Here is a 17,496-nt window from a genome sequence, read left to right as displayed (position 1 = left end):
CACCATGGGCAAAAACGCCCATCAGCAATCCTGCGCCCGCCCTTTCGCTGGCCGGTCTCCCGGCCGCCCCGCCCCACCGCACACAGGTGGGTTCGTGAAGGCCCGTGGCGGCGGACCGGGTCGGAAACCGACCGCTGCTTGATTCAATCAAACGTTTGAATAATACTGCCTACATGACCGAATCCAACCTCCTGCCCGACACGCGCACCAGGCTGATTGCCGCAGGTCTGCACCTGTTCGGCCGCGGCGGCTTCGACGGCACCTCGACCCGGGAACTGGCCCGGCGTGCCGAAACCAACGTGGCCTCCATTGCCTATCATTTCGGCGGTAAAGCCGGGTTGCGGCAAGCCTGCGCCGAGAGCATCGCCCACCGGGTCTCATCCAGAATGTCACTGGCCGACGCCGACGCCTTGCCGCAGGATCCGCAAGCGGCTCTCAGCGAAATCGAAGACACGTTGCGCCAGTTCGCCACCATGTTGTACAGCGCCCCGGAGGCCGAGGACTTCGTTCCGTTCCTGCTGCGAGAACTGACCGAGCCCGGAGAAATCGCCGAACTCATCTTCACCCGCCTTCTCCTGCCCCGCCACGTCCGGCTGTGCCGACTCTGGGCCTTAGCGACCGGCCGGCCGGCCGAGGCCGATGCGGTCAAACTCGCGGTTTTTGCAGCGATTGGTCAGCTTCTCTATTTTCGCATCGCCCGGCCCCTGGTCACCCGCCGCATGAACTGGCCCGGGATCGGGCCTGACGAAACCGCACAGATCACCGAAACGGTCATTGCCAATCTCCGCGCTGCCATCGAAAGGAGCCGCACTTGAGTGTCCTCTGCAGCCTCCCCCTGATCGCCTCGCTGCTCAGCGCCTGCGCCCCGCCGCCACCCTTCGCCACCGGTTATGTCGAGGGCGACTATACCTTGATTGCCCCCGTCGAGACGGCCCAGATATCCGCTGTTCGGGTGGTGCGCGGCGACCGCCTCGAGGCCGGTGCCGTCCTCGTCGATATGGCGCGCGAAGACGCCGAGATCGCACTGGCCGAGGCCGACGCAAACCTCGCCGGAGCCAATAGCCGACTGGCGGATCTTCTGGAAGGCAAGCGGCCCGAGGAGATCGAGGTGATCGAGGCCAACCTGGCCTCCGCCCGGCTCCAGGCCGCGGAAGCGGCACGCGCCCGCGACCGTGCCATACAGCTCGCCGACCGCGGCGTGCTGACCGATGCCCAACGCGACGACGCCGAAACCGCCGCCAACGTCGCCGCAGCGCGGGTGGCCCAGGTCGCGGCTGAACTGGCCGTCGCCAAGCTGCCTGCCCGGCCTCAGGCCATCGCCCAGGCCCGCGCCGCCATCGCCGGCGCGGAAGCCGCCCGCAAACGGGCACAGTGGCGGCTTGACCAGCGCCGGCTGACCCTGCCGCAGCCCGTCACTATCGTTGACGTCATCCGCCAAGAAGGCGAAATCGCCGGTCCCGCCGCCCCGGTGCTCTCGGCGCTGGCCGACGGCGCCGTCAAGCTGCGCCTCTACATCCCCGAACCCTCTTATGCCAAGGTCGCTGTGGGTGACCTGCTCGCGGTCGGCTGCGACGGCTGCGACCCGGGGATCTCCGCGCGCATCAGCTATATCTCCGACGAACCCGAATTCACCCCGCCGGTGATCTATTCGCTCGAGAACCGGCAGAAGCTGGTTTACCTGATCGAAGCCCGACCCGAGGGTGAGCACGCGCTCAAACCCGGCCAGATCGTCAACGTGTCGCTGCCATGACCGCACCGGCCATCTCCGTCACCGGGCTGACCAAGCGCTTCGGGGCGAGAACCGTCGTCGACGGCGTCACCTTGTCGGTCGCCAAGGGCGAAATCATGGGCTTTCTCGGTCCCAACGGCTCAGGCAAGACCACCACGATCCGGATGATGTGCGGCCTGCTTGAACCCGATGGCGGGGAGGGCCGGGTTCTGGGCCACGACATCCGCCACGAGCGCCGCGCCATCAAGCGCAAGGTGGGCTACATGACCCAGCGCTTTTCCTTCTACGAAGACCTCACCATCGCCGAAAACCTGAATTTCGTCGCCGGGCTCTATGGCATGAAACCCGCCCGTAAAGCGGTGCGCGACACGCTGGCCGATCTCGGCCTGACCGCCCGCCGCGATCAACTTGCAGGTTCCCTGTCGGGGGGCTGGAAACAGCGCCTCGCGCTCGCCGCCTGTATTATGCACAAGCCTGACCTATTGATGCTGGACGAACCCACTGCCGGAGTCGACCCGAAGGCCCGGCGCGAGTTCTGGGACGAAATCCATGCCTTGGCCGACGGTGGCCTGACCGTACTGGTCTCGACGCATTACATGGACGAAGCCGAACGCTGCCATCGCATCGCCTATATCTCGTTCGGCCACCTGATCGCTCAAGGCAAGGTGCCCCAGGTGGTGCGCGATGCCGGGCTCACGACCATGATCATCACCGGCCCAAAGACCGCCGAGGCCGCTCGGCTCCTCAAGGGCGCTTTGGGGGTCGATCAGGTGGCGCCTTTCGGAGCCACGCTGCATGTGGTCGGCACTGATGCCGAACTGTTGAAAAAGACGGTTGAAAAGGTGGCCCGCGACACCGGCAACGCCGCTGCAGACTCGGAAACCAGCCTCGAGGATGTCTTCATCCAACTCATGGGTGAATCTGAGGACACCCCGACATGAGCCGGTTCTTCTCGTTCACCCGTCTCGCTGCCCTCCTGGTCAAAGAATCGATCCAGATGCGGCGCGACCGCGTCACCTTCGCGATGATGATCGGCGTTCCGCTCCTGCAGCTCATGCTGTTCGGCTTCGCCATCAACACCGATCCCAAGGGGCTGCCCGCCGCGCTGGTCGCCCCAACACAAGACCGCTTCACTCGGGCCATGATCAGCGCGCTGGAACTGACCGGCTACTACCGCTTCGTCGCCCCCGATGCCTCGGCGCCTTTGGCCGAGGAGATGATCGCCCGCGGCGATGTCGCCTTCGTGGTCACCGTGCCGTCGGATTTCGGTCGCCGGATCGAGCGCGGTGACAGGGCGCGGATCCTGATCGAAGCCGATGCCACCGACCCTTCGGTCGCCTCCGGCGCCATCTCAACCCTTTCGACCGTGGCCGCGTCCGCGCTGCGCCGCGAGGCCGGGCTCGACGCCACCGCCCCGCCCGGCAACGGGATCGATATCACCGTTCACCGCCGCTACAATCCCGAAGGTATTACCCAGTACAACATCGTCCCCGGCCTGCTCGGCGTGATCCTGCAGCTCACCATGGTGATGATGACCGCCATGGCACTGATCCGCGAAACCGAACGCGGCACCATGGAAAACCTCTTGTCGATGCCCGCCACGCCCCTGGAAATCATGCTCGGCAAGGTGGTGCCCTATTTCGCCGTCGGCGCGGTGCAGGTGGCGGTAGTGCTGGTCTCGGCCAAGCTGGTCTTTGATGTCCCCTTCGTCGGCGCGGTGCATGTGGTGCTGGCGGGCATCTTCGTTTTCGTGCTGGCGCTGGTGATCCTCGGCTACCTGATCTCGACCGTCTCGCGCACCCAGATGCAGGCGATGCAGCTGACCTTTTTCTTCTTCCTGCCTTCGCTGCTTCTGTCGGGCTTCATGTTCCCTTACCGTGGTATGCCGCCCTGGGCGCAGGTGCTGGGCGAGATCTTCCCGTTGACCCATTTCCTGCGCCTCATTCGCTCGGTCATGCTGAAAGGCGCTGATGCCACCACCGTGGCCGGTTCCTTCTCGGCGCTCACGCTTTTCGCCATCGGCCTCGCGCTGCTGGCGCTCCTGCGATTCCGGCGCACACTCGACTGACGCGTGCCTGACCGGACCCGGTCAGAGCGGCCAGTTTCTTCGCTCTGACGAATTGCCGCGCGTGGCAATGCACACTGGACTACGCCCCAGCTGACCGTGGCCCGACTCAGCCGTGCCCGGCGATATCTTCGATCTTCGCCTCGCCCGGCACGATGGCGCGGAATTTTTCATTGAGGCCCGCCGGGACCAGTTCGCGCTCGACAATCAGCAGCGTGTTGTCATCATGATCCTCGCACATCTCGCGCATGTGGCCCAGCTCTTCCTCGGCTACCGGCCGCGCGGCCTCGAACCCGGGCGCGCCCCAGGCCTCGACGAAATGGATCGCCAGGCCGTCGATCAGCGCCGCGTAGTCTTCCTCGGAAATCGGCGTGACCACTACGAAGGTCGCCCGCCCGAAGCTCTCCAACCCCATCCAGCCATTGGTAAAGGCCTGCCGCTGCTGGCCGACCAGGTCGCCCTCTTCCCAGTTGGAAAAGGCAAAACCGCCGGAGATCGCCCATTCCCCGGGCTGAGCGGCACGCTCGAACACGTTTTCGTCGCTGTCGTCCAGTCGCAGGACCTGTGCCAGTTTCATCCTGTCCCCTCCAGCATCGTCGTCAGCGGCACCACCCGGGTTTCCCCGTCCTGCCGCAGGATCATGCCGCCATCCTCGTCGATCCCCATGAACGTGCCCGCCTCCGGCGCGGAAACCTCTTCGCCCAGCGTATCGCATTTGTGCCGCCAGCCTTCGTGAAGCGGCGCAATTCCGTCGCTCACAAACCGGTTGATCCAGACCAGCATGTGCCGCGACCAGCTCTCGATGAGCTGCGGCGCGCCCAGGTCGACACACCCCTCTTCCCAGAGCGTGGTTTCGTCCGGCGCATGCCCCGGATCGCGGGTATCGAGTGGCATGACCGGAACCTCCACCCCGATTACCAGCCAGTCGGGTTCGCTGTCGGGATCGTTGTACTGTGCAGCCGCACGCAGACCACCGCAATAGGCGCCGTTCACTTTCACCCGGTTCGGCCATGCAAAATGCACCGCCACCTCGGGCGGCGCCAGCGCGCCCAATGCGTCGTTCAGCCCCAGCAAAACCGCAAACAGCGCCCCAGGCAGCGCCTGGCGCAGCACCCGGTCCGGCACGAAACAGATCGCCGCCCGCATCGTGCCGCTGTCGCGGGCAAAGGTGATCCGGCCCGGCTCGGCATCGACCATTGCCTGCGTGACCGCTTTGGCGAACGCATCGACATGCGCCGGCACCTCGACACCGTGCAGCAGCGGCGGAAAGGTCGGAGAAACATCCTCGCTCATGCCAGCACCCCTTCGGCCAGCGCAGCGGCCAGCGCCACGAACCCGGCGGCCTCGGGCGAGCCCGGCCGCGACGCCACCACCGGCGCGCCGTTGTCACCGCCTTCGCGGATGGCAAGATCGAGCGGGATCTCGCCCAGGAACGGCACCCCCAGCTTGTCCGCCTCGGCCCGGGCGCCGCCGTGACCGAACGGATGATGCACCTTGCCGCATTCGTCGCAAACGAAGGCCGACATGTTCTCGACAATGCCGAGGATCGGCGTGCCCATCTTCTGGAACATGTCGATCCCCTTACGGGCATCGATCAGCGCGATGTCCTGCGGCGTCGACACCACCACGGCGCCGTCGACATGGGTCTTCTGGCACAGCGTCATCTGCACGTCGCCCGTGCCCGGCGGCAGATCCACGATCAGCACGTCGAGCTTGCCCCAGGCCACCTTGTCGAGCATCTGCTGCAACGCCCCGATCAGCATCGGCCCGCGCCAGACCACCGCCTGCCCCTCGGGCGCCATCAGCCCCAGCGACATCAGAGTCACGCCATAGTTTCGCAAAGGCAGGATGGTGTTGCCGTCGGGGCTGGACGGCTTGCCGGAAATGCCCAGCATCCGTGGCTGGCTTGGCCCGTAGACATCGGCATCCAACAGGCCCACTTTCTTGCCTTGTGCCGCCAGCGCCACCGCAAGGTTTGCCGACACGGTCGATTTGCCGACACCGCCTTTGCCCGAGGCGACGGCGATGACATGGTCGATCCCCGGCAGCTTCTGCGGCCCCGCGGGGGCTGACCGCGCCCCGCCTTTCAAATTCGGCATCTCTGGCGCCGGCGCATGTGCGGTCAACACAGCACTCGCGGTTTCGACGCCGTCAATCGCGCGCACCGCCTCCTCGGCGGCCCGACGCAATGGCTCGGCACCCTCGGCCCGCTCGCGCGGCACCTCGATCACGAAACTGACGCGTCCGCCGTCCTGCACGCTCAGTGCCCGGACCATCCCAGCTGACAGGATATCCTGCCCGCTCACCGGGTCGGCAATCCGGGTCAGCGCCGTGCGGACCTTGTCCTCCAGATCGCCGCTCACGCGTCACCCGGCAAGGTGATTTCGCCGGTCACCTCGTGCTCCAGCCCCAGTTCCTCGATGCTCAGCATCATCCGCACCGGCACGGTACCGCTGCTACTGCCGGCCTTGCGCACCGCCTCTTCGATCTCGCGCTGCGATGTTACACCCACTGTCTTGAGGAACTTCCTCAAGGACATGTTGAAGTCTTCTTCCGACATTTTGCTCCCCATTTGGCCCTGTGCCCAAATTCTGTAATATAGTTTAGCAGCTAACCCAGGGGTTCAAGATCGAAATGGGTAAATTCGCCGCGTTGCTACTATTTCCGATACTGCTCGCCGCAGGTTCCGTCGGGGCTGACCCCGTGGCGATCGCCATGCCGCCCGAAATGACCGACAGCGGCTTCGCGCAGCACCTGCTGCCACGCTTCAAGTTCCGCCACCGGATCGCGCTCGACCCGGTCGCGCCGGACAGCGCGGCCGAGCTCGCCTTCCGTCGTGAGGACGGCGTCGGCGAGGCAATCCTGATCGGCCGAGACGGCACCGTTTACAGGCTGGTTTTTGCCCCTGACAGCGCGACGGGCCGCAAGTTCGCCGACTGGCTACGCTCGGGGCCCGGCCAGAAAACCCTTGAAAGCTTCCCGAAAGACGGCCCGCCGCTTTTCACGCTCTTCGAGGCCCCGGCCGAACAGAAGGTCGAAGCTGCGCCGACCGGCGATGTGGCGCTTGGCTCGGAATTGGCCCTCCTGCACTGCGGCCGCTGCCATGTCGTCGACAAACGTAATCGTATGGGCGGCATCGGCTCGACCCCCTCCTTCGGGGCACTGCGCGCCCGCGCCAACTGGCACGACCTGTTCCTGAAATTCTGGGTCGAGCCGCCGCACCCGTCTTTCACACTGATCCCTGGCATGACCGAAGAGTTCACCGACTCGCGACCCGCCCGCATTCACCCGGTCAAGCTCAGCGACATTGAGGTCAACGCCATCATCGCTTTCATCGCCACCATGAAACCCAAGGACCTCGGCGCGCCGATCAGGTATGACTGACGATAGCGTCAGATTTCTGCCCGCAGGTGGTAGCCAGGGGCATAGACCGCCTTGACCGTGGTGATCGGATCATCGCCGCTCCAGGTCGTGCGCTCGATTACGAACAGCGCTTCACCGCCCTCCAGCCCCATGATCGCCGCCACCCGGTCCCCCGCGGTCTCGGCCGAAAACCGCAGGTCGCACCGGCTGTAGGGCTTGTTCGCGAGAAGCCATTCATTGGCACTCACCACGCCCAGATCAACCGTCTCGATCTCGGGCACGGTGCGGGTCAGCACCCAGCGATCCTCGTAGAGAAACGGCCGGCTGTTCATCAGATGCAGCGCCTCGACGTGCAGCATCGGCAACGGCGCCCGCATGTCCAGCGCCGCGGCCACGGGTGGCGGCGTCTCCTCTATTGCCGCCCGGATCAGCTGATAGCCATAGCTGCCGCCGCGGCTTTCCACTTCGTTGCGCGCGACCGGAATGTCGAACACGGCCCGCGTAACCGGATCCGGCCGTACCCGCGTGCCCCCCTTGCGCCGCCGTTCGACGACGCCACGATCCGCCAGGTCCCGCATTGCCCGCTGCACCGTTGACCGCGCGCACCCCAGTTCGGCTGCAATGTCTTCGTCCCGGGGCAGCTTGTCTCCGGGGCCATAGCGGCCGGTCAGCACCCGGTTCCGAATCTCTTCCAACACATCCCGCCAGGACCGCCTGTCTTGCCGCGCAGCCATCAGATCGCCTGCCCCAATTCGTCCATAACCGCGCGAAACCGCCCCGTGATCTCATCGCGTCGGATATGGCGGCCGTCCCGCACCACGTGCCGTCCGGCACTCCAGACATCAGTAATACAGTCCCGCCCGTGCCCGCCGAAGATCAGGCTGTCGAGTGCCGCATCCCCCTGTCGGTTGCACAGCCATTCATTGTCTGCTGCGACACCCAAGATATCCGCCTGCGCCCCGACGGCCAGGGTCCCCGCGACGCGCCCAGCCGCCTGCGCCCCGCCGCGCGCCGCCTCCTCGAACAAAACCCGGCCCGTCGACCGTTCCGCGTCCGCCAGCGCGGCCCGGCGGCGATCCCGCAGACGCTGCGAATATTCCAGCGCCTGCAATTCCTCGAACAGCGCGACATGCACGTTGGAATCGGATCCCACGCCGAATGTCCCACCCGCCGCCCGGAATGCGGTGCCGCAGAATGTGCCATCACCAAGATTGGCCTCGGTGATCGGGCACAACCCGGCCACCACGCCGCGCGTGGCAAGACCGGCGGTTTCCGCGGCCGTCATCTGTGTTGCATGGATCGCGCACCAACGGCCATCCGCCGGCGTATGTTCCAGCAACCACTTCACCGGTCGCACACCATAGGTCGCAACAACCTCATCGACCTCCGCAACCTGTTCGGCAAGGTGAATATGGACGGGTCCGTCCGGATGTTCTTCCGCGACCATTTCCAGCGCATCAGAGGTCACCGCGCGTAACGAATGCGGCGCGACGCCGGTCCTGAAATCCGCCGGCCCGGACATCACCGCAGAGACCGAAGCGGCATGCAGTTTGGCAAACGAGTCCGGATCGTTGCCAAACCGCAGTTGCCCCCCTACCAGCGGCCGCCCATCGCAGCCCCCCTGGGAATAGAGCACCGGGAGCAGCGTCAACCCGGCCCCAGTGTCGACCGCAGCCGCCACGACCCGCGCGCCCATTTCGGCGATGTCATCATAGGTCACGCCGCCCGGGGCGTGATGCAGATAGTGGAATTCCGCCACCGCGCCAAAACCCGCCTCGAGCGACTCCAGGAACACCTGCGCTGCGATGGCTTCGACATGATCCGGCGTCAACTTGTCGAGAAACCGGTACATCAGACTCCGCCAGGTCCAGAACGAATCCTGTGGATCCGGCCCACGGAACTCGGTCAGCCCGGCCATGGCCCTCTGAAACGTGTGGCTGTGCAGGTTCGCCGGAGCAGGCAGGGCGATATCAACATGGCAATCCGCCGCCTCAGCGCCCGCGCCGATCCGCGCGATTCGCCCGTCCGCGTCGATCGAGATGAGCACGTCCCGAGCCCAACCCTCCGAGGTAAGCGCTTGTTTTACCGCAATATTCGGCATTTCATCTGGCTCGTCCCCTGACTCGTTGACAATATTATGTAGCTACATATTATAATGATATCTCTACATATTCAAGGAGTCGAAATGTCCGCCCGCGTCCTGATTACCGAGGTGCGAGCTGCCACGATGGCGGTCGGCGCCGCGACCTACGGGCTGATTCCCGATGCCGCCATCGCGCTCGATGGCGACAGGATCCTCTGGGTCGGCCCGCGCGCCGACTGTCCCGGCGAGCTGGCCACCCTGCCCCGGCACAGCTTTGATGGTCGCCTTGTCACCCCGGCGTTGATCGACTGCCACACCCATATCGTCCATGCCGGTCACCGCGCCCGCGAATTTGAGATGCGGCTGGAGGGCGCCAGCTACGAAGAAATCGCCCGCGCCGGCGGCGGCATCATATCCACCGTTTCCGCGACCCGCGCCGCCGGCGAGGTCAGCCTGGTCTCCGCGGCACTCCCACGTGTTGACGCATTGATCGCTGAGGGCGTGTCCACCATCGAGATCAAATCCGGCTATGGGCTCGATATCGACACCGAAATGACCATGCTACGCGCCGCCCGGGCGCTGGGCCGCGCCCGCCCTGTGACCATTGTTACAAGCTTTCTCGGCGCCCACGCTGTACCAAGTGGTATGGACGGTGACAGTTATGTCGACGATATCTGCCTTCCCGCCCTCGACGCGGCCCAAGCCGAAGGCCTGGTCGATGCCGTCGACGGTTTCTGCGAGGGCATTGCCTTCAACCCGTCACAGATCGCCCGCGTCTTCGGTCATGCCCGCGCGTTGGGGCTGCCGGTCAAGCTCCACGCCGAACAGCTCTCGCATACCGGCGGCACGCAACTCGCGGCACGCTACGGCGCCCTTTCAGCCGACCATATCGAATATGCCGCCGAGGCCGACGCCGCGGCCCTGGCCCGGTCCGGAACCACCGCGGTCCTGCTCCCCGGCGCCTTCTACACACTGCACGAAACACAAAAACCGCCCGTTGACAGCCTTCGTCGTCACGGCGTGCCGATGGCGCTGGCGACCGACTGGAACCCCGGCTCCTCGCCGATGGGTTCACTGCTTCTGGCGATGAACATGGGCTGCACCCTGTTCGGCCTTACCCCTGCCGAGGCTCTGGCCGCCACCACCCGAAACGCCGCCCGCGCGCTGGGCCTCACCGACCGCGGCAGCATCGCGCCCGGGCAGCGCGCCGACCTGGCGATCTGGGATGTCGAAGACCCGGCCGAACTGTCCTACCGGTTCGGCGTCAACCCGTTGCACGCCCGGATATACGGAGGCGTACTGTGATGCTGACGCTCACCCCCGGTGCAGCAGGTCTCGCCCAGCTCGAGCGGGTCTGGCAGGGCAGCGATACCCTCAGGCTCGATCACGCCGTGCGGCCGGCGGTCGAAGCTTCCGCCGCGACCATTGCCGAGGCCGCGCAAGGCACCGCTGCCATCTATGGTGTCAACACAGGGTTCGGCAAGCTCGCGACGGTCAAGATCCCGCCCGAGCACACCGCACAGCTGCAGCGCAACCTGGTCCTGTCGCATTGTTGCGGCGTGGGCCAGCAGCTCGACGCCCCGACCACCCGGTTGATGATGGCGCTGAAACTCCTCTCGCTCGGGCGCGGGGCCTCGGGCGTGCGGTGGGAGATCTGTGCGCTGCTCGAAGCCATGCTCAATCAGGGCGTCAGCCCCGCCATTCCCGATCAGGGCTCTGTCGGCGCCTCTGGCGATCTCGCCCCGCTGGCCCACATGGCCGCGGTGATGATCGGCGAAGGCGAAGCGATGTATCAGGGCCAGACCCTTGCCGGCGCCGAAGCCTTGCGGCGTGCAGGTCTTACCCCGGTCACCCTCGGCCCGAAGGAAGGGCTCGCGCTGATCAATGGCACACAATTTTCCACCGCGCTTGCTCTGACCGGCGTGTTTCGCGCCTGTCACCTGTTGCGCGCCAGCCTCGTCACCGCCTCGCTGTCCACCGACGCGATCATGGGATCGACTGCGCCGCTGCGGCCCGAAATCCATGACCTGCGCGGCCACAAGGGCCAGATCGATACCGCGCGGGCCATGCGCAAGCTCTTGAAAAAAAGCGAAATCCGCGAAAGCCACCGCGACGGCGACACCCGGGTGCAGGACCCCTACTGCATCCGCTGCGTGCCTCAGGTCACCGGCGCCGCGCTCGACCTGTTGCGCTTTGCCGGTCAGACCCTTGAAACCGAAGCCAATGCCGCCACAGATAATCCGCTGGTCATTGTCGCCGACGGCGCCATTCTCTCTGGCGGCAATTTCCATGCCGAGCCGGTTGCCTTCGCCGCCGACCAGATTGCGCTGGCGCTCGCGGAAATCGGTGCCATCGCCCAGCGCCGCATCGCGCTGATGGTCGATCCCGCGCTCAGCCACGATCTGCCGCCGTTTCTCACCCCCGAACCCGGCCTCAATTCCGGTCTGATGATCGCCGAGGTCACGGCCGCCGCGCTGATGAGCGAGAACAAGCACCTCGCCAATCCCTGCTCGACCGATTCGACGCCAACCTCGGCCAACCAGGAAGATCACGTCTCGATGGCCGCCCATGCGGCGCGACGCCTCGGCCGCATGGCCGACAACCTCGCCACGATTCTCGGGATCGAGGCCATCTGCGCGGCACAAGGCATCGAGGCCCGGGCGCCACTCAACACCTCGGCGCCGCTTCAGGCGGCCATTGCCCGCCTGCGCGCCGACATCCCCGCGCTCGCGCAGGACCGGTTCCTGGCCCCCGATCTCGCCAGGGCCGCCGCGCTGGTGACCTCCGGCGCGGTGGCGGAAGCCGCCGGGCTTGAGTTGCCGGCATGAAAATCCTGGAGATCAAACGCGGCGGTAGCCCGCTGGTCCTCGGCCTGCCCCATACGGGTACGTCTCTTCCGGACGACATCGCCGATGGGCTCAACGACACCGGCCGCGCGCTGGCCGATACCGACTGGCACATCCACCGTCTTTATGCCGACCTCATCGGCGACATCACTACCATACGCACCCGAATTCATCGCTACGCCATCGACGTCAACCGCGACCCGTCCGGCGAAAGCCTCTATCCCGGCCAGAACACCACAACGCTGTGCCCGCTGACCGATTTCGACGGGCACCCGCTTTACCGCTCCGGACACGAACCCGACGACGCCGAGATCGCCCGCCGGCGCGAGACCTACCACGCCCCTTACCATGCCGCCCTACGGGCCGAGCTTGACCGGGTAAAGGCGCAGTACGGCTTCGCGATCCTTTACGATTGCCACTCGATCCGGAGCCATATCCCGTTTCTGTTCGACGGTCGCCTGCCGGATTTCAACATCGGCACCAATAACGGCACCACCTGTGCGCCCGAAATCGAATCCGCCGTCGCCCGGATCTGCGCCGCCGCGCCGGGTCGCACGGCGGTTCTCAACGGTCGTTTCAAAGGCGGTTGGACCACGCGCCACTACGGCCGCGCGGAAGACGGCGTTCATGTCATCCAGATGGAACTCGCCCAATCCGCCTATCTGTCCGACGAGGCGCCGCCTTGGAGCTATGACGACACAAAGGCGGACCGGCTCCGCACGCATCTCAAGACCATCCTCGAAACCCTGATCCGCTGGAGGCCCGCATGACCGATCCCCGCCACAACCTGCGCGACATCTACCCGCCGACCGGCCCCGAGATCTCCGCCAAATCCTGGCTCACCGAGGCGCCGATGCGGATGCTGATGAACAATCTCCACCCGGACGTGGCCGAGAACCCGCACGAGCTTGTGGTCTACGGCGGCATCGGCCGCGCAGCGCGGACCTGGGAAGACTTCGACCGCATCGTCGAATCGCTCAAGAAACTGGAGGCCGACGAAACCCTCGTCGTCCAGTCCGGCAAGCCGGTGGCCATCGTGAAAACCCATGCCGATGCCCCCCGCGTGCTGATCGCCAACTCGAACCTGGTGCCGCACTGGGCCACCTGGGACCATTTCAACGAACTCGACCGTAAGGGGTTGGCGATGTACGGCCAGATGACCGCCGGGTCGTGGATCTACATCGGCACCCAGGGCATCGTTCAGGGCACCTACGAGACCTTTGCCGAGGCCGGGCGCCAGCACTATGGCGGCGATCTCACGGGACGCTGGATCTTGACCGCCGGGCTGGGTGGCATGGGCGGCGCCCAGCCTCTGGCCGCGATCTTCGCCGGCGCCTCGTGCCTCGCCGTCGAATGCGATCCCGACCGCATCGCCTTCCGCCTGCGCACGCGCTATCTCGACGAAAGGGCCGAAACCCTCGACGAGGCGCTCGCGATGATCGACCGCTGGAACCGCGCGGGCGAGGCGAAATCGGTGGGCCTTCTCGGCAATGCCGCCGACATCTTCCCGGAGATCCACGCCCGGATGAAGGCCGGCGGCCTGCGGCCCGATATCGTCACCGACCAGACCAGCGCACATGACCCGCTGAACGGCTATCTGCCCAGCGGCTGGACGCTGGCCGAGGCGCGGGCAAAGCGGGAAACCGATCCCAAGGCGGTGGAACACGCGGCCCGGGCCAGCATGAAGGTCCACGTCCAGGCCATGGTCGATTTCTGGGACGACGGCGTGCCGACGCTCGACTACGGCAACAACATCCGCCAGGTCGCCCTGGAGGAAGGACTGGAAAACGCCTTCGCTTTCCCCGGCTTCGTTCCGGCCTATATCCGGCCGCTGTTCTGCCGCGGCATCGGTCCCTTCCGCTGGTGCGCGCTCTCGGGCGATCCCGAGGATATCTACAAGACCGATCAGGCGATGAAAGAACTTTTCCCCGACAACACCCACCTGCATCAGTGGCTCGACATGGCCCGCGACCGCATCGCCTTCCAGGGCCTGCCGGCGCGGATCTGCTGGATCGGGCTGGGCGAGCGCCACAGGGCGGGGCTGAAGTTCAACGAAATGGTGGCGTCAGGCGAACTCAACGCCCCGATCGTGATCGGCCGCGATCACCTCGATTCAGGCTCGGTCGCCAGCCCCAACCGTGAAACCGAGGCGATGAAGGACGGCTCCGACGCCGTCTCCGACTGGCCGCTCCTGAACGCGCTGGTCAACACCGCCTCCGGCGCAACCTGGGTCAGCCTGCATCACGGCGGCGGCGTCGGCATGGGGTTCTCCCAGCATGCCGGCATGGTGATCGTCGCCGACGGCACGCCCGACGCCGCGCGCCGCCTCGAACGGGTCTTGTGGAATGATCCGGCCTCGGGCGTCTGGCGCCATGCCGATGCCGGATACGAGGACGCGATCCAGTGCGCCCGCGATCACGGCCTCAACCTGCCTGGCATTCTCGGCTGACGGTCTGCGCTCAGGCGCTGGCCGCCTCGGGCCCGTCGGCCACAGCCTCCGTCAGCCAGCCCAGGATCGCCTCATGCTCCGGCGGCAGCTTTTCGGCCAGACCGCCGGCGAACGCTTCGAAGGCCGCCTCGTTGCTGGCGTTGAGCCCCACCAGCACCGGCACACCCAGTGCAATCGCCTCGGCGATCACCCCGCGCAGGCCCCGGCCCTCGGCCTCACTCTTGCCGAACTTGTTGATGATCAGCAGGTCCGGGCCACGCCCCAGCGCTGCCGCCACCAGACCAGCCGCCTCCTCCAGCGCCTGGCTGTCCAGACGGCATCCCCGCGCCCCCGGGCCCAGCGATTGCGAAATGCGAATGACTCGCCCCTCGGGCAGAACCCGCACGTCCATGTCGCAGGGCCCGCCGCTGTCGCATTCGGTGTTAATCTGGACCAGCCCGCAGGCTTGGACCCCGCGCGCCTGGGCGGCTTCCGACACCTCACGGAGTAAAAGGTCCGTGCCGCCGCGCCGGTTGGCCATGGTATAGGCAATTCTCATTCCGCTCCGTCCCCGTCAAACCCCGAATACCCCCTTTGAAATCGATACATGTTCGACGCGGCCTTGCCAAGGATGGCCCCGTATCCGGCAGCATGGTCGAAAATCCGCCGGGCATTTCCCTAAAAATGCCCAAATCCTGCGCTACCCAAGCTGTCAGCCAGCTCAAATGTTGCCCCGCTCCGGGGTTGATTTGCCTGCCCACGGGCGGGAAACTCAGATCGACCTTGCGCCCAGAGAAGTCCGAGTGCCATGCCAAGCCCGCCCGCCATCCATCCTGTGATCCTGTGCGGCGGTTCGGGCACTCGCCTCTGGCCACTGTCAAGGCAAAGCTATCCCAAGCAGTTCGCCCGGCTGATCTCCGACGACTCGCTCTTCCAGGCCTCGGCCCGGCGCTGCAACGGCGAAGGCTTTTCCGCGCCCACGATCGTTACCGGTGATGCCTTCCGCTTCATCGTCACCGAACAGCTCGCCGCCATCGAAATGGCCCCCAATGCCATCGTGATCGAACCGGAAGGCCGCAACACCGCTCCCGCCGTGCTGGCGGCCGCACTGCTGCTCGCCGCCCAGGATGCGGATGCCCTGATGCTGGTGGCCCCGTCGGATCACGTCATCGCCGACGATGCCGCCTTCCGCGCCGCGGTGCGCGCTGCCGCGCCCGCAGCGCAGGCCGGGCAACTCGTCACCTTCGGCATTCACCCCACCGGGCCGGAAACCGGCTACGGCTATCTCCAGCTTGCGCCGGGCAGCTCAGCAGGCGCACAGGAACCGCAGGCGCTCGCCGCTTTCGTTGAAAAGCCCGACCTCCATCGCGCCGAGGCGATGGTCGCTGACGGGCAGCATCTGTGGAACGCTGGCATCTTCCTGATGTCGATCCGCACCATCGTCGCCGCCTTCGAAACGTATGCCCCCGAGGTGCTCTCGCCGGTTGCGGCGGCGGTTGCGGCGGCGACCCCCGATCTCGGGTTCACCCGCCTCGGACCCGAGCCTTGGACCGAGGTACCGGACATCTCGATCGACTACGCGATCATGGAAAAGGCCGAAAACCTGACCGTGATGCCCTATTCGGGAGGCTGGTCCGATCTCGGCGGCTGGAACGCAGTGCATCAGGAGACCGGCCCCGACGCCGACGGCAACGTCTGCACCGGCGAAGCCACGGCCATCGACTGCTCTGGCACGCTGCTGCGCTCGGAAAGCGAAAGCCTCGAGCTGGTCGGTATCGGGCTTGAAGACATGATCGCCGTGGCCATGCCCGACGCCGTGCTCGTCGCGAAACGCGCAGAATCCCAGCGGGTGAAAGAGGCTGTCGCAGCGCTGAAAGCCCGCGGCGCCAAGCAGGCCACCCAGCACCCGCGCGACTTCCGTCCCTGGGGCTGGTTCGAAAGCCTGGTGGTGGGCGACCGGTTCCAGGTCAAACGTATCGTCGTGCATCCCGGCGCCGCGCTCAGCCTGCAAAGCCATGTCCACCGCGCCGAGCATTGGATCGTGGTGCAAGGCACCGCCCGCGTGACCATCGGCGCACAAGAGCAGCTCCTCAGCGAAAACCAGTCGGTCTACATCCCGCTGGGTGAAAAGCACCGGCTGGAAAACCCGGGTAAGGTGCCTATGGTACTGATCGAAGTGCAGACCGGCACCTATCTCGGCGAAGACGACATCACCCGCTATGACGACGTCTATGCACGCAAATAGGCGCGCTCAGAAATAGCGCCGCGGCACCAGCCCCGACTGGAACCATGTTACCAGGGACACGATAGAAAAGATTGGCAGCCCGGTGGCCTCGCCGATGTCGGCGGCATAGGGGGTCATGTTGGTGCATTCCAGCACGATGGCGCCCAGATCCGGGTTGTCACGCTTAAGCTTAAGCGCCGCCGTGACATTGTCCTGGCGCGCCAGGTCGGTATCGAGTTCCAGTTCGTTGTCGAGAATCGCGCGGGTGAACGCGCGTCCGCCCTCGGTGGTGCCGATCGGCGTGCCTTTGGGGACCCCTGCCTTCTCAAGGTGCAGCGGCGTCAGGGTCGACGCCGAAATCGTCAGGATACCGGCTCTTTTGCCCCTGGGCAGCACCCGGTTGACCTGTTCCACCTGCATCAGCGACGAGGTCACCACCGGCACGCCGACCGCTGCCGCCAGCTCCTCCTGGAACAAGGCCAGGAAGCCGCAATTGGTGGTGATCCCGTCCACCCCGTCGCTCTCCAGCTCGCGGGCCGCATCGATGAAGGCGTCCAGCATCCCTTCGGCCCCGCGCCGCACCACTCGGTCGGGCGAGGCCTCGCGAACGATCCGGTAGTGCACCGGAAAGGGCCAGGTCAGCGCGTTGCCCATGTCGCCCGGAATGCGCGGGAACCGCGCATCCAGCATCAGGATGCCCACCGATGCGCCGTAAATCGCCTTGCCGCCCCGTGCCTTCATGCTTGGCCATTCCCTCT

General features: G+C 65.9%; 18 protein-coding genes. 10 read left to right on the top strand and 8 right to left on the bottom strand.

The genetic code is table 11. The annotated features are described in order from the left end of the window. Window positions 1-104: 104 nt before the first annotated feature. Genes NO357_RS14585 through NO357_RS14570 form a run of 4 tightly spaced genes read left to right on the top strand, consistent with a single transcriptional unit; the run spans window position 105 to window position 3,797 of the window. Window positions 105-815, top strand: a complete 711-nt coding sequence (locus NO357_RS14585) for a CerR family C-terminal domain-containing protein (RefSeq protein WP_306736428.1) — start codon at window positions 105-107, stop codon at window positions 813-815. Next, the gene (locus NO357_RS14580; protein WP_306736427.1) at window positions 812-1,750 is read left to right on the top strand and encodes an HlyD family secretion protein; all 939 of its coding nucleotides are present in this window, start codon (window positions 812-814) and stop codon (window positions 1,748-1,750) included. The genes NO357_RS14585 and NO357_RS14580 overlap by 4 nt, the downstream gene beginning before the upstream one ends. After that, window positions 1,747-2,670 (top strand): ABC transporter ATP-binding protein, encoded by a 924-nt coding sequence (locus NO357_RS14575; protein ID WP_306736426.1) that lies wholly within the window; start codon window positions 1,747-1,749, stop codon window positions 2,668-2,670. The genes NO357_RS14580 and NO357_RS14575 overlap by 4 nt, the downstream gene beginning before the upstream one ends. Continuing rightward, window positions 2,667-3,797, top strand: coding sequence for an ABC transporter permease (locus NO357_RS14570; RefSeq protein ID WP_306736425.1), 1,131 nt, complete (start codon window positions 2,667-2,669; stop codon window positions 3,795-3,797). Before NO357_RS14575 ends, NO357_RS14570 begins: the two co-directional genes overlap by 4 nt. A gap of 106 nt (window positions 3,798-3,903) precedes the next feature. Here NO357_RS14570 and NO357_RS14565 read toward each other — a convergent pair whose 3' ends face one another. From NO357_RS14565 to NO357_RS14550, 4 genes are read right to left on the bottom strand one after another with little or no spacing between them, the layout of a single operon-like run. After that, window positions 3,904-4,371, bottom strand: a complete 468-nt coding sequence (locus NO357_RS14565) for a DUF6505 family protein (protein WP_306736424.1) — start codon at window positions 4,369-4,371, stop codon at window positions 3,904-3,906. Beyond that, window positions 4,368-5,087 (bottom strand): biotin/lipoate--protein ligase family protein, encoded by a 720-nt coding sequence (locus NO357_RS14560; protein ID WP_306736423.1) that lies wholly within the window; start codon window positions 5,085-5,087, stop codon window positions 4,368-4,370. The genes NO357_RS14565 and NO357_RS14560 overlap by 4 nt, the downstream gene beginning before the upstream one ends. Next, the gene (locus NO357_RS14555; RefSeq protein ID WP_306736422.1) at window positions 5,084-6,157 is read right to left on the bottom strand and encodes an Mrp/NBP35 family ATP-binding protein; all 1,074 of its coding nucleotides are present in this window, start codon (window positions 6,155-6,157) and stop codon (window positions 5,084-5,086) included. The genes NO357_RS14560 and NO357_RS14555 overlap by 4 nt, the downstream gene beginning before the upstream one ends. Continuing rightward, window positions 6,154-6,354, bottom strand: a complete 201-nt coding sequence (locus tag NO357_RS14550) for a DUF6494 family protein (protein WP_306736421.1) — start codon at window positions 6,352-6,354, stop codon at window positions 6,154-6,156. Before NO357_RS14550 ends, NO357_RS14555 begins: the two co-directional genes overlap by 4 nt. 74 nt (window positions 6,355-6,428) lie before the next feature. Between NO357_RS14550 and NO357_RS14545 the strand changes: the two genes are divergently transcribed. Then, entirely contained in the window at window positions 6,429-7,178 is a 750-nt protein-coding gene (locus NO357_RS14545; protein ID WP_306736420.1) for a c-type cytochrome, read from the top strand. An 8-nt stretch (window positions 7,179-7,186) separates the two neighbouring features. Here NO357_RS14545 and hutC read toward each other — a convergent pair whose 3' ends face one another. Continuing rightward, window positions 7,187-7,891: a histidine utilization transcriptional repressor HutC gene (hutC, locus tag NO357_RS14540; RefSeq protein ID WP_306736419.1), complete on the bottom strand. Its 705-nt coding sequence runs from the start codon at window positions 7,889-7,891 to the stop codon at window positions 7,187-7,189. Continuing rightward, window positions 7,891-9,258 carry a formimidoylglutamate deiminase gene (locus tag NO357_RS14535; protein ID WP_306736418.1) on the bottom strand — a complete coding sequence of 456 codons (1,368 nt, stop codon included), beginning with the start codon at window positions 9,256-9,258 and terminating at the stop codon, window positions 7,891-7,893. Before NO357_RS14535 ends, hutC begins: the two co-directional genes overlap by 1 nt. Window positions 9,259-9,342: 84 nt before the next feature. Here NO357_RS14535 and hutI point away from each other — a divergent pair, with 84 nt between their 5' ends. From hutI to hutU, 4 genes are read left to right on the top strand one after another with little or no spacing between them, the layout of a single operon-like run. After that, window positions 9,343-10,545: an imidazolonepropionase gene (hutI, locus tag NO357_RS14530; protein WP_306736417.1), complete on the top strand. Its 1,203-nt coding sequence runs from the start codon at window positions 9,343-9,345 to the stop codon at window positions 10,543-10,545. Then, window positions 10,545-12,068, top strand: a complete 1,524-nt coding sequence (gene hutH, locus NO357_RS14525) for a histidine ammonia-lyase (protein ID WP_306736416.1) — start codon at window positions 10,545-10,547, stop codon at window positions 12,066-12,068. Before hutI ends, hutH begins: the two co-directional genes overlap by 1 nt. Beyond that, the gene (hutG, locus tag NO357_RS14520; RefSeq protein WP_376744391.1) at window positions 12,065-12,856 is read left to right on the top strand and encodes an N-formylglutamate deformylase; all 792 of its coding nucleotides are present in this window, start codon (window positions 12,065-12,067) and stop codon (window positions 12,854-12,856) included. The genes hutH and hutG overlap by 4 nt, the downstream gene beginning before the upstream one ends. Further along, window positions 12,853-14,535 carry a urocanate hydratase gene (gene hutU / locus NO357_RS14515; RefSeq protein WP_306736415.1) on the top strand — a complete coding sequence of 561 codons (1,683 nt, stop codon included), beginning with the start codon at window positions 12,853-12,855 and terminating at the stop codon, window positions 14,533-14,535. The genes hutG and hutU overlap by 4 nt, the downstream gene beginning before the upstream one ends. Window positions 14,536-14,545: 10 nt before the next feature. Here hutU and NO357_RS14510 read toward each other — a convergent pair whose 3' ends face one another. Beyond that, window positions 14,546-15,073: a DUF2478 domain-containing protein gene (locus NO357_RS14510; protein WP_306736414.1), complete on the bottom strand. Its 528-nt coding sequence runs from the start codon at window positions 15,071-15,073 to the stop codon at window positions 14,546-14,548. 249 nt (window positions 15,074-15,322) lie between these two features. Between NO357_RS14510 and NO357_RS14505 the strand changes: the two genes are divergently transcribed. Then, window positions 15,323-16,759, top strand: a complete 1,437-nt coding sequence (locus NO357_RS14505; protein ID WP_306736413.1) for a mannose-1-phosphate guanylyltransferase/mannose-6-phosphate isomerase — start codon at window positions 15,323-15,325, stop codon at window positions 16,757-16,759. A 6-nt stretch (window positions 16,760-16,765) separates the two neighbouring features. Here the strand turns inward: NO357_RS14505 and NO357_RS14500 are convergent, their stop codons facing one another. Continuing rightward, window positions 16,766-17,479, bottom strand: coding sequence for an aspartate/glutamate racemase family protein (locus NO357_RS14500; RefSeq protein ID WP_306736412.1), 714 nt, complete (start codon window positions 17,477-17,479; stop codon window positions 16,766-16,768). Window positions 17,480-17,496 lie beyond the last annotated feature (17 nt).

This window comes from Marimonas arenosa (assembly GCF_030848945.1).
Taxonomy (GTDB): Bacteria; Pseudomonadota; Alphaproteobacteria; order Rhodobacterales; family Rhodobacteraceae; genus Marimonas; species Marimonas arenosa.
This window is presented reverse-complemented; position numbering and strand designations above follow the sequence as displayed.

Bases quoted from the DNA above. Each gene is read 5' to 3' on its own strand.
- hutC (WP_306736419.1), bottom strand. From the start codon at position 7,891: ATGGCTGCGCGGCAAGACAGGCGGTCCTGGCGGGATGTGTTGGAAGAG.
- hutH (WP_306736416.1), top strand. From the start codon at position 10,545: ATGCTGACGCTCACCCCCGGTGCAGCAGGTCTCGCCCAGCTCGAGCGG.
- NO357_RS14535 (WP_306736418.1), bottom strand. From the start codon at position 9,258: ATGCCGAATATTGCGGTAAAACAAGCGCTTACCTCGGAGGGTTGGGCT.
- NO357_RS14560 (WP_306736423.1), bottom strand. From the start codon at position 5,087: ATGAGCGAGGATGTTTCTCCGACCTTTCCGCCGCTGCTGCACGGTGTC.
- hutG (WP_376744391.1), top strand. From the start codon at position 12,065: ATGAAAATCCTGGAGATCAAACGCGGCGGTAGCCCGCTGGTCCTCGGC.
- NO357_RS14505 (WP_306736413.1), top strand. From the start codon at position 15,323: ATGCCAAGCCCGCCCGCCATCCATCCTGTGATCCTGTGCGGCGGTTCG.
- NO357_RS14570 (WP_306736425.1), top strand. From the start codon at position 2,667: ATGAGCCGGTTCTTCTCGTTCACCCGTCTCGCTGCCCTCCTGGTCAAA.
- NO357_RS14575 (WP_306736426.1), top strand. From the start codon at position 1,747: ATGACCGCACCGGCCATCTCCGTCACCGGGCTGACCAAGCGCTTCGGG.
- NO357_RS14545 (WP_306736420.1), top strand. From the start codon at position 6,429: ATGGGTAAATTCGCCGCGTTGCTACTATTTCCGATACTGCTCGCCGCA.
- NO357_RS14550 (WP_306736421.1), bottom strand. From the start codon at position 6,354: ATGTCGGAAGAAGACTTCAACATGTCCTTGAGGAAGTTCCTCAAGACA.
- NO357_RS14565 (WP_306736424.1), bottom strand. From the start codon at position 4,371: ATGAAACTGGCACAGGTCCTGCGACTGGACGACAGCGACGAAAACGTG.
- NO357_RS14510 (WP_306736414.1), bottom strand. From the start codon at position 15,073: ATGAGAATTGCCTATACCATGGCCAACCGGCGCGGCGGCACGGACCTT.
- hutI (WP_306736417.1), top strand. From the start codon at position 9,343: ATGTCCGCCCGCGTCCTGATTACCGAGGTGCGAGCTGCCACGATGGCG.
- NO357_RS14500 (WP_306736412.1), bottom strand. From the start codon at position 17,479: ATGAAGGCACGGGGCGGCAAGGCGATTTACGGCGCATCGGTGGGCATC.
- hutU (WP_306736415.1), top strand. From the start codon at position 12,853: ATGACCGATCCCCGCCACAACCTGCGCGACATCTACCCGCCGACCGGC.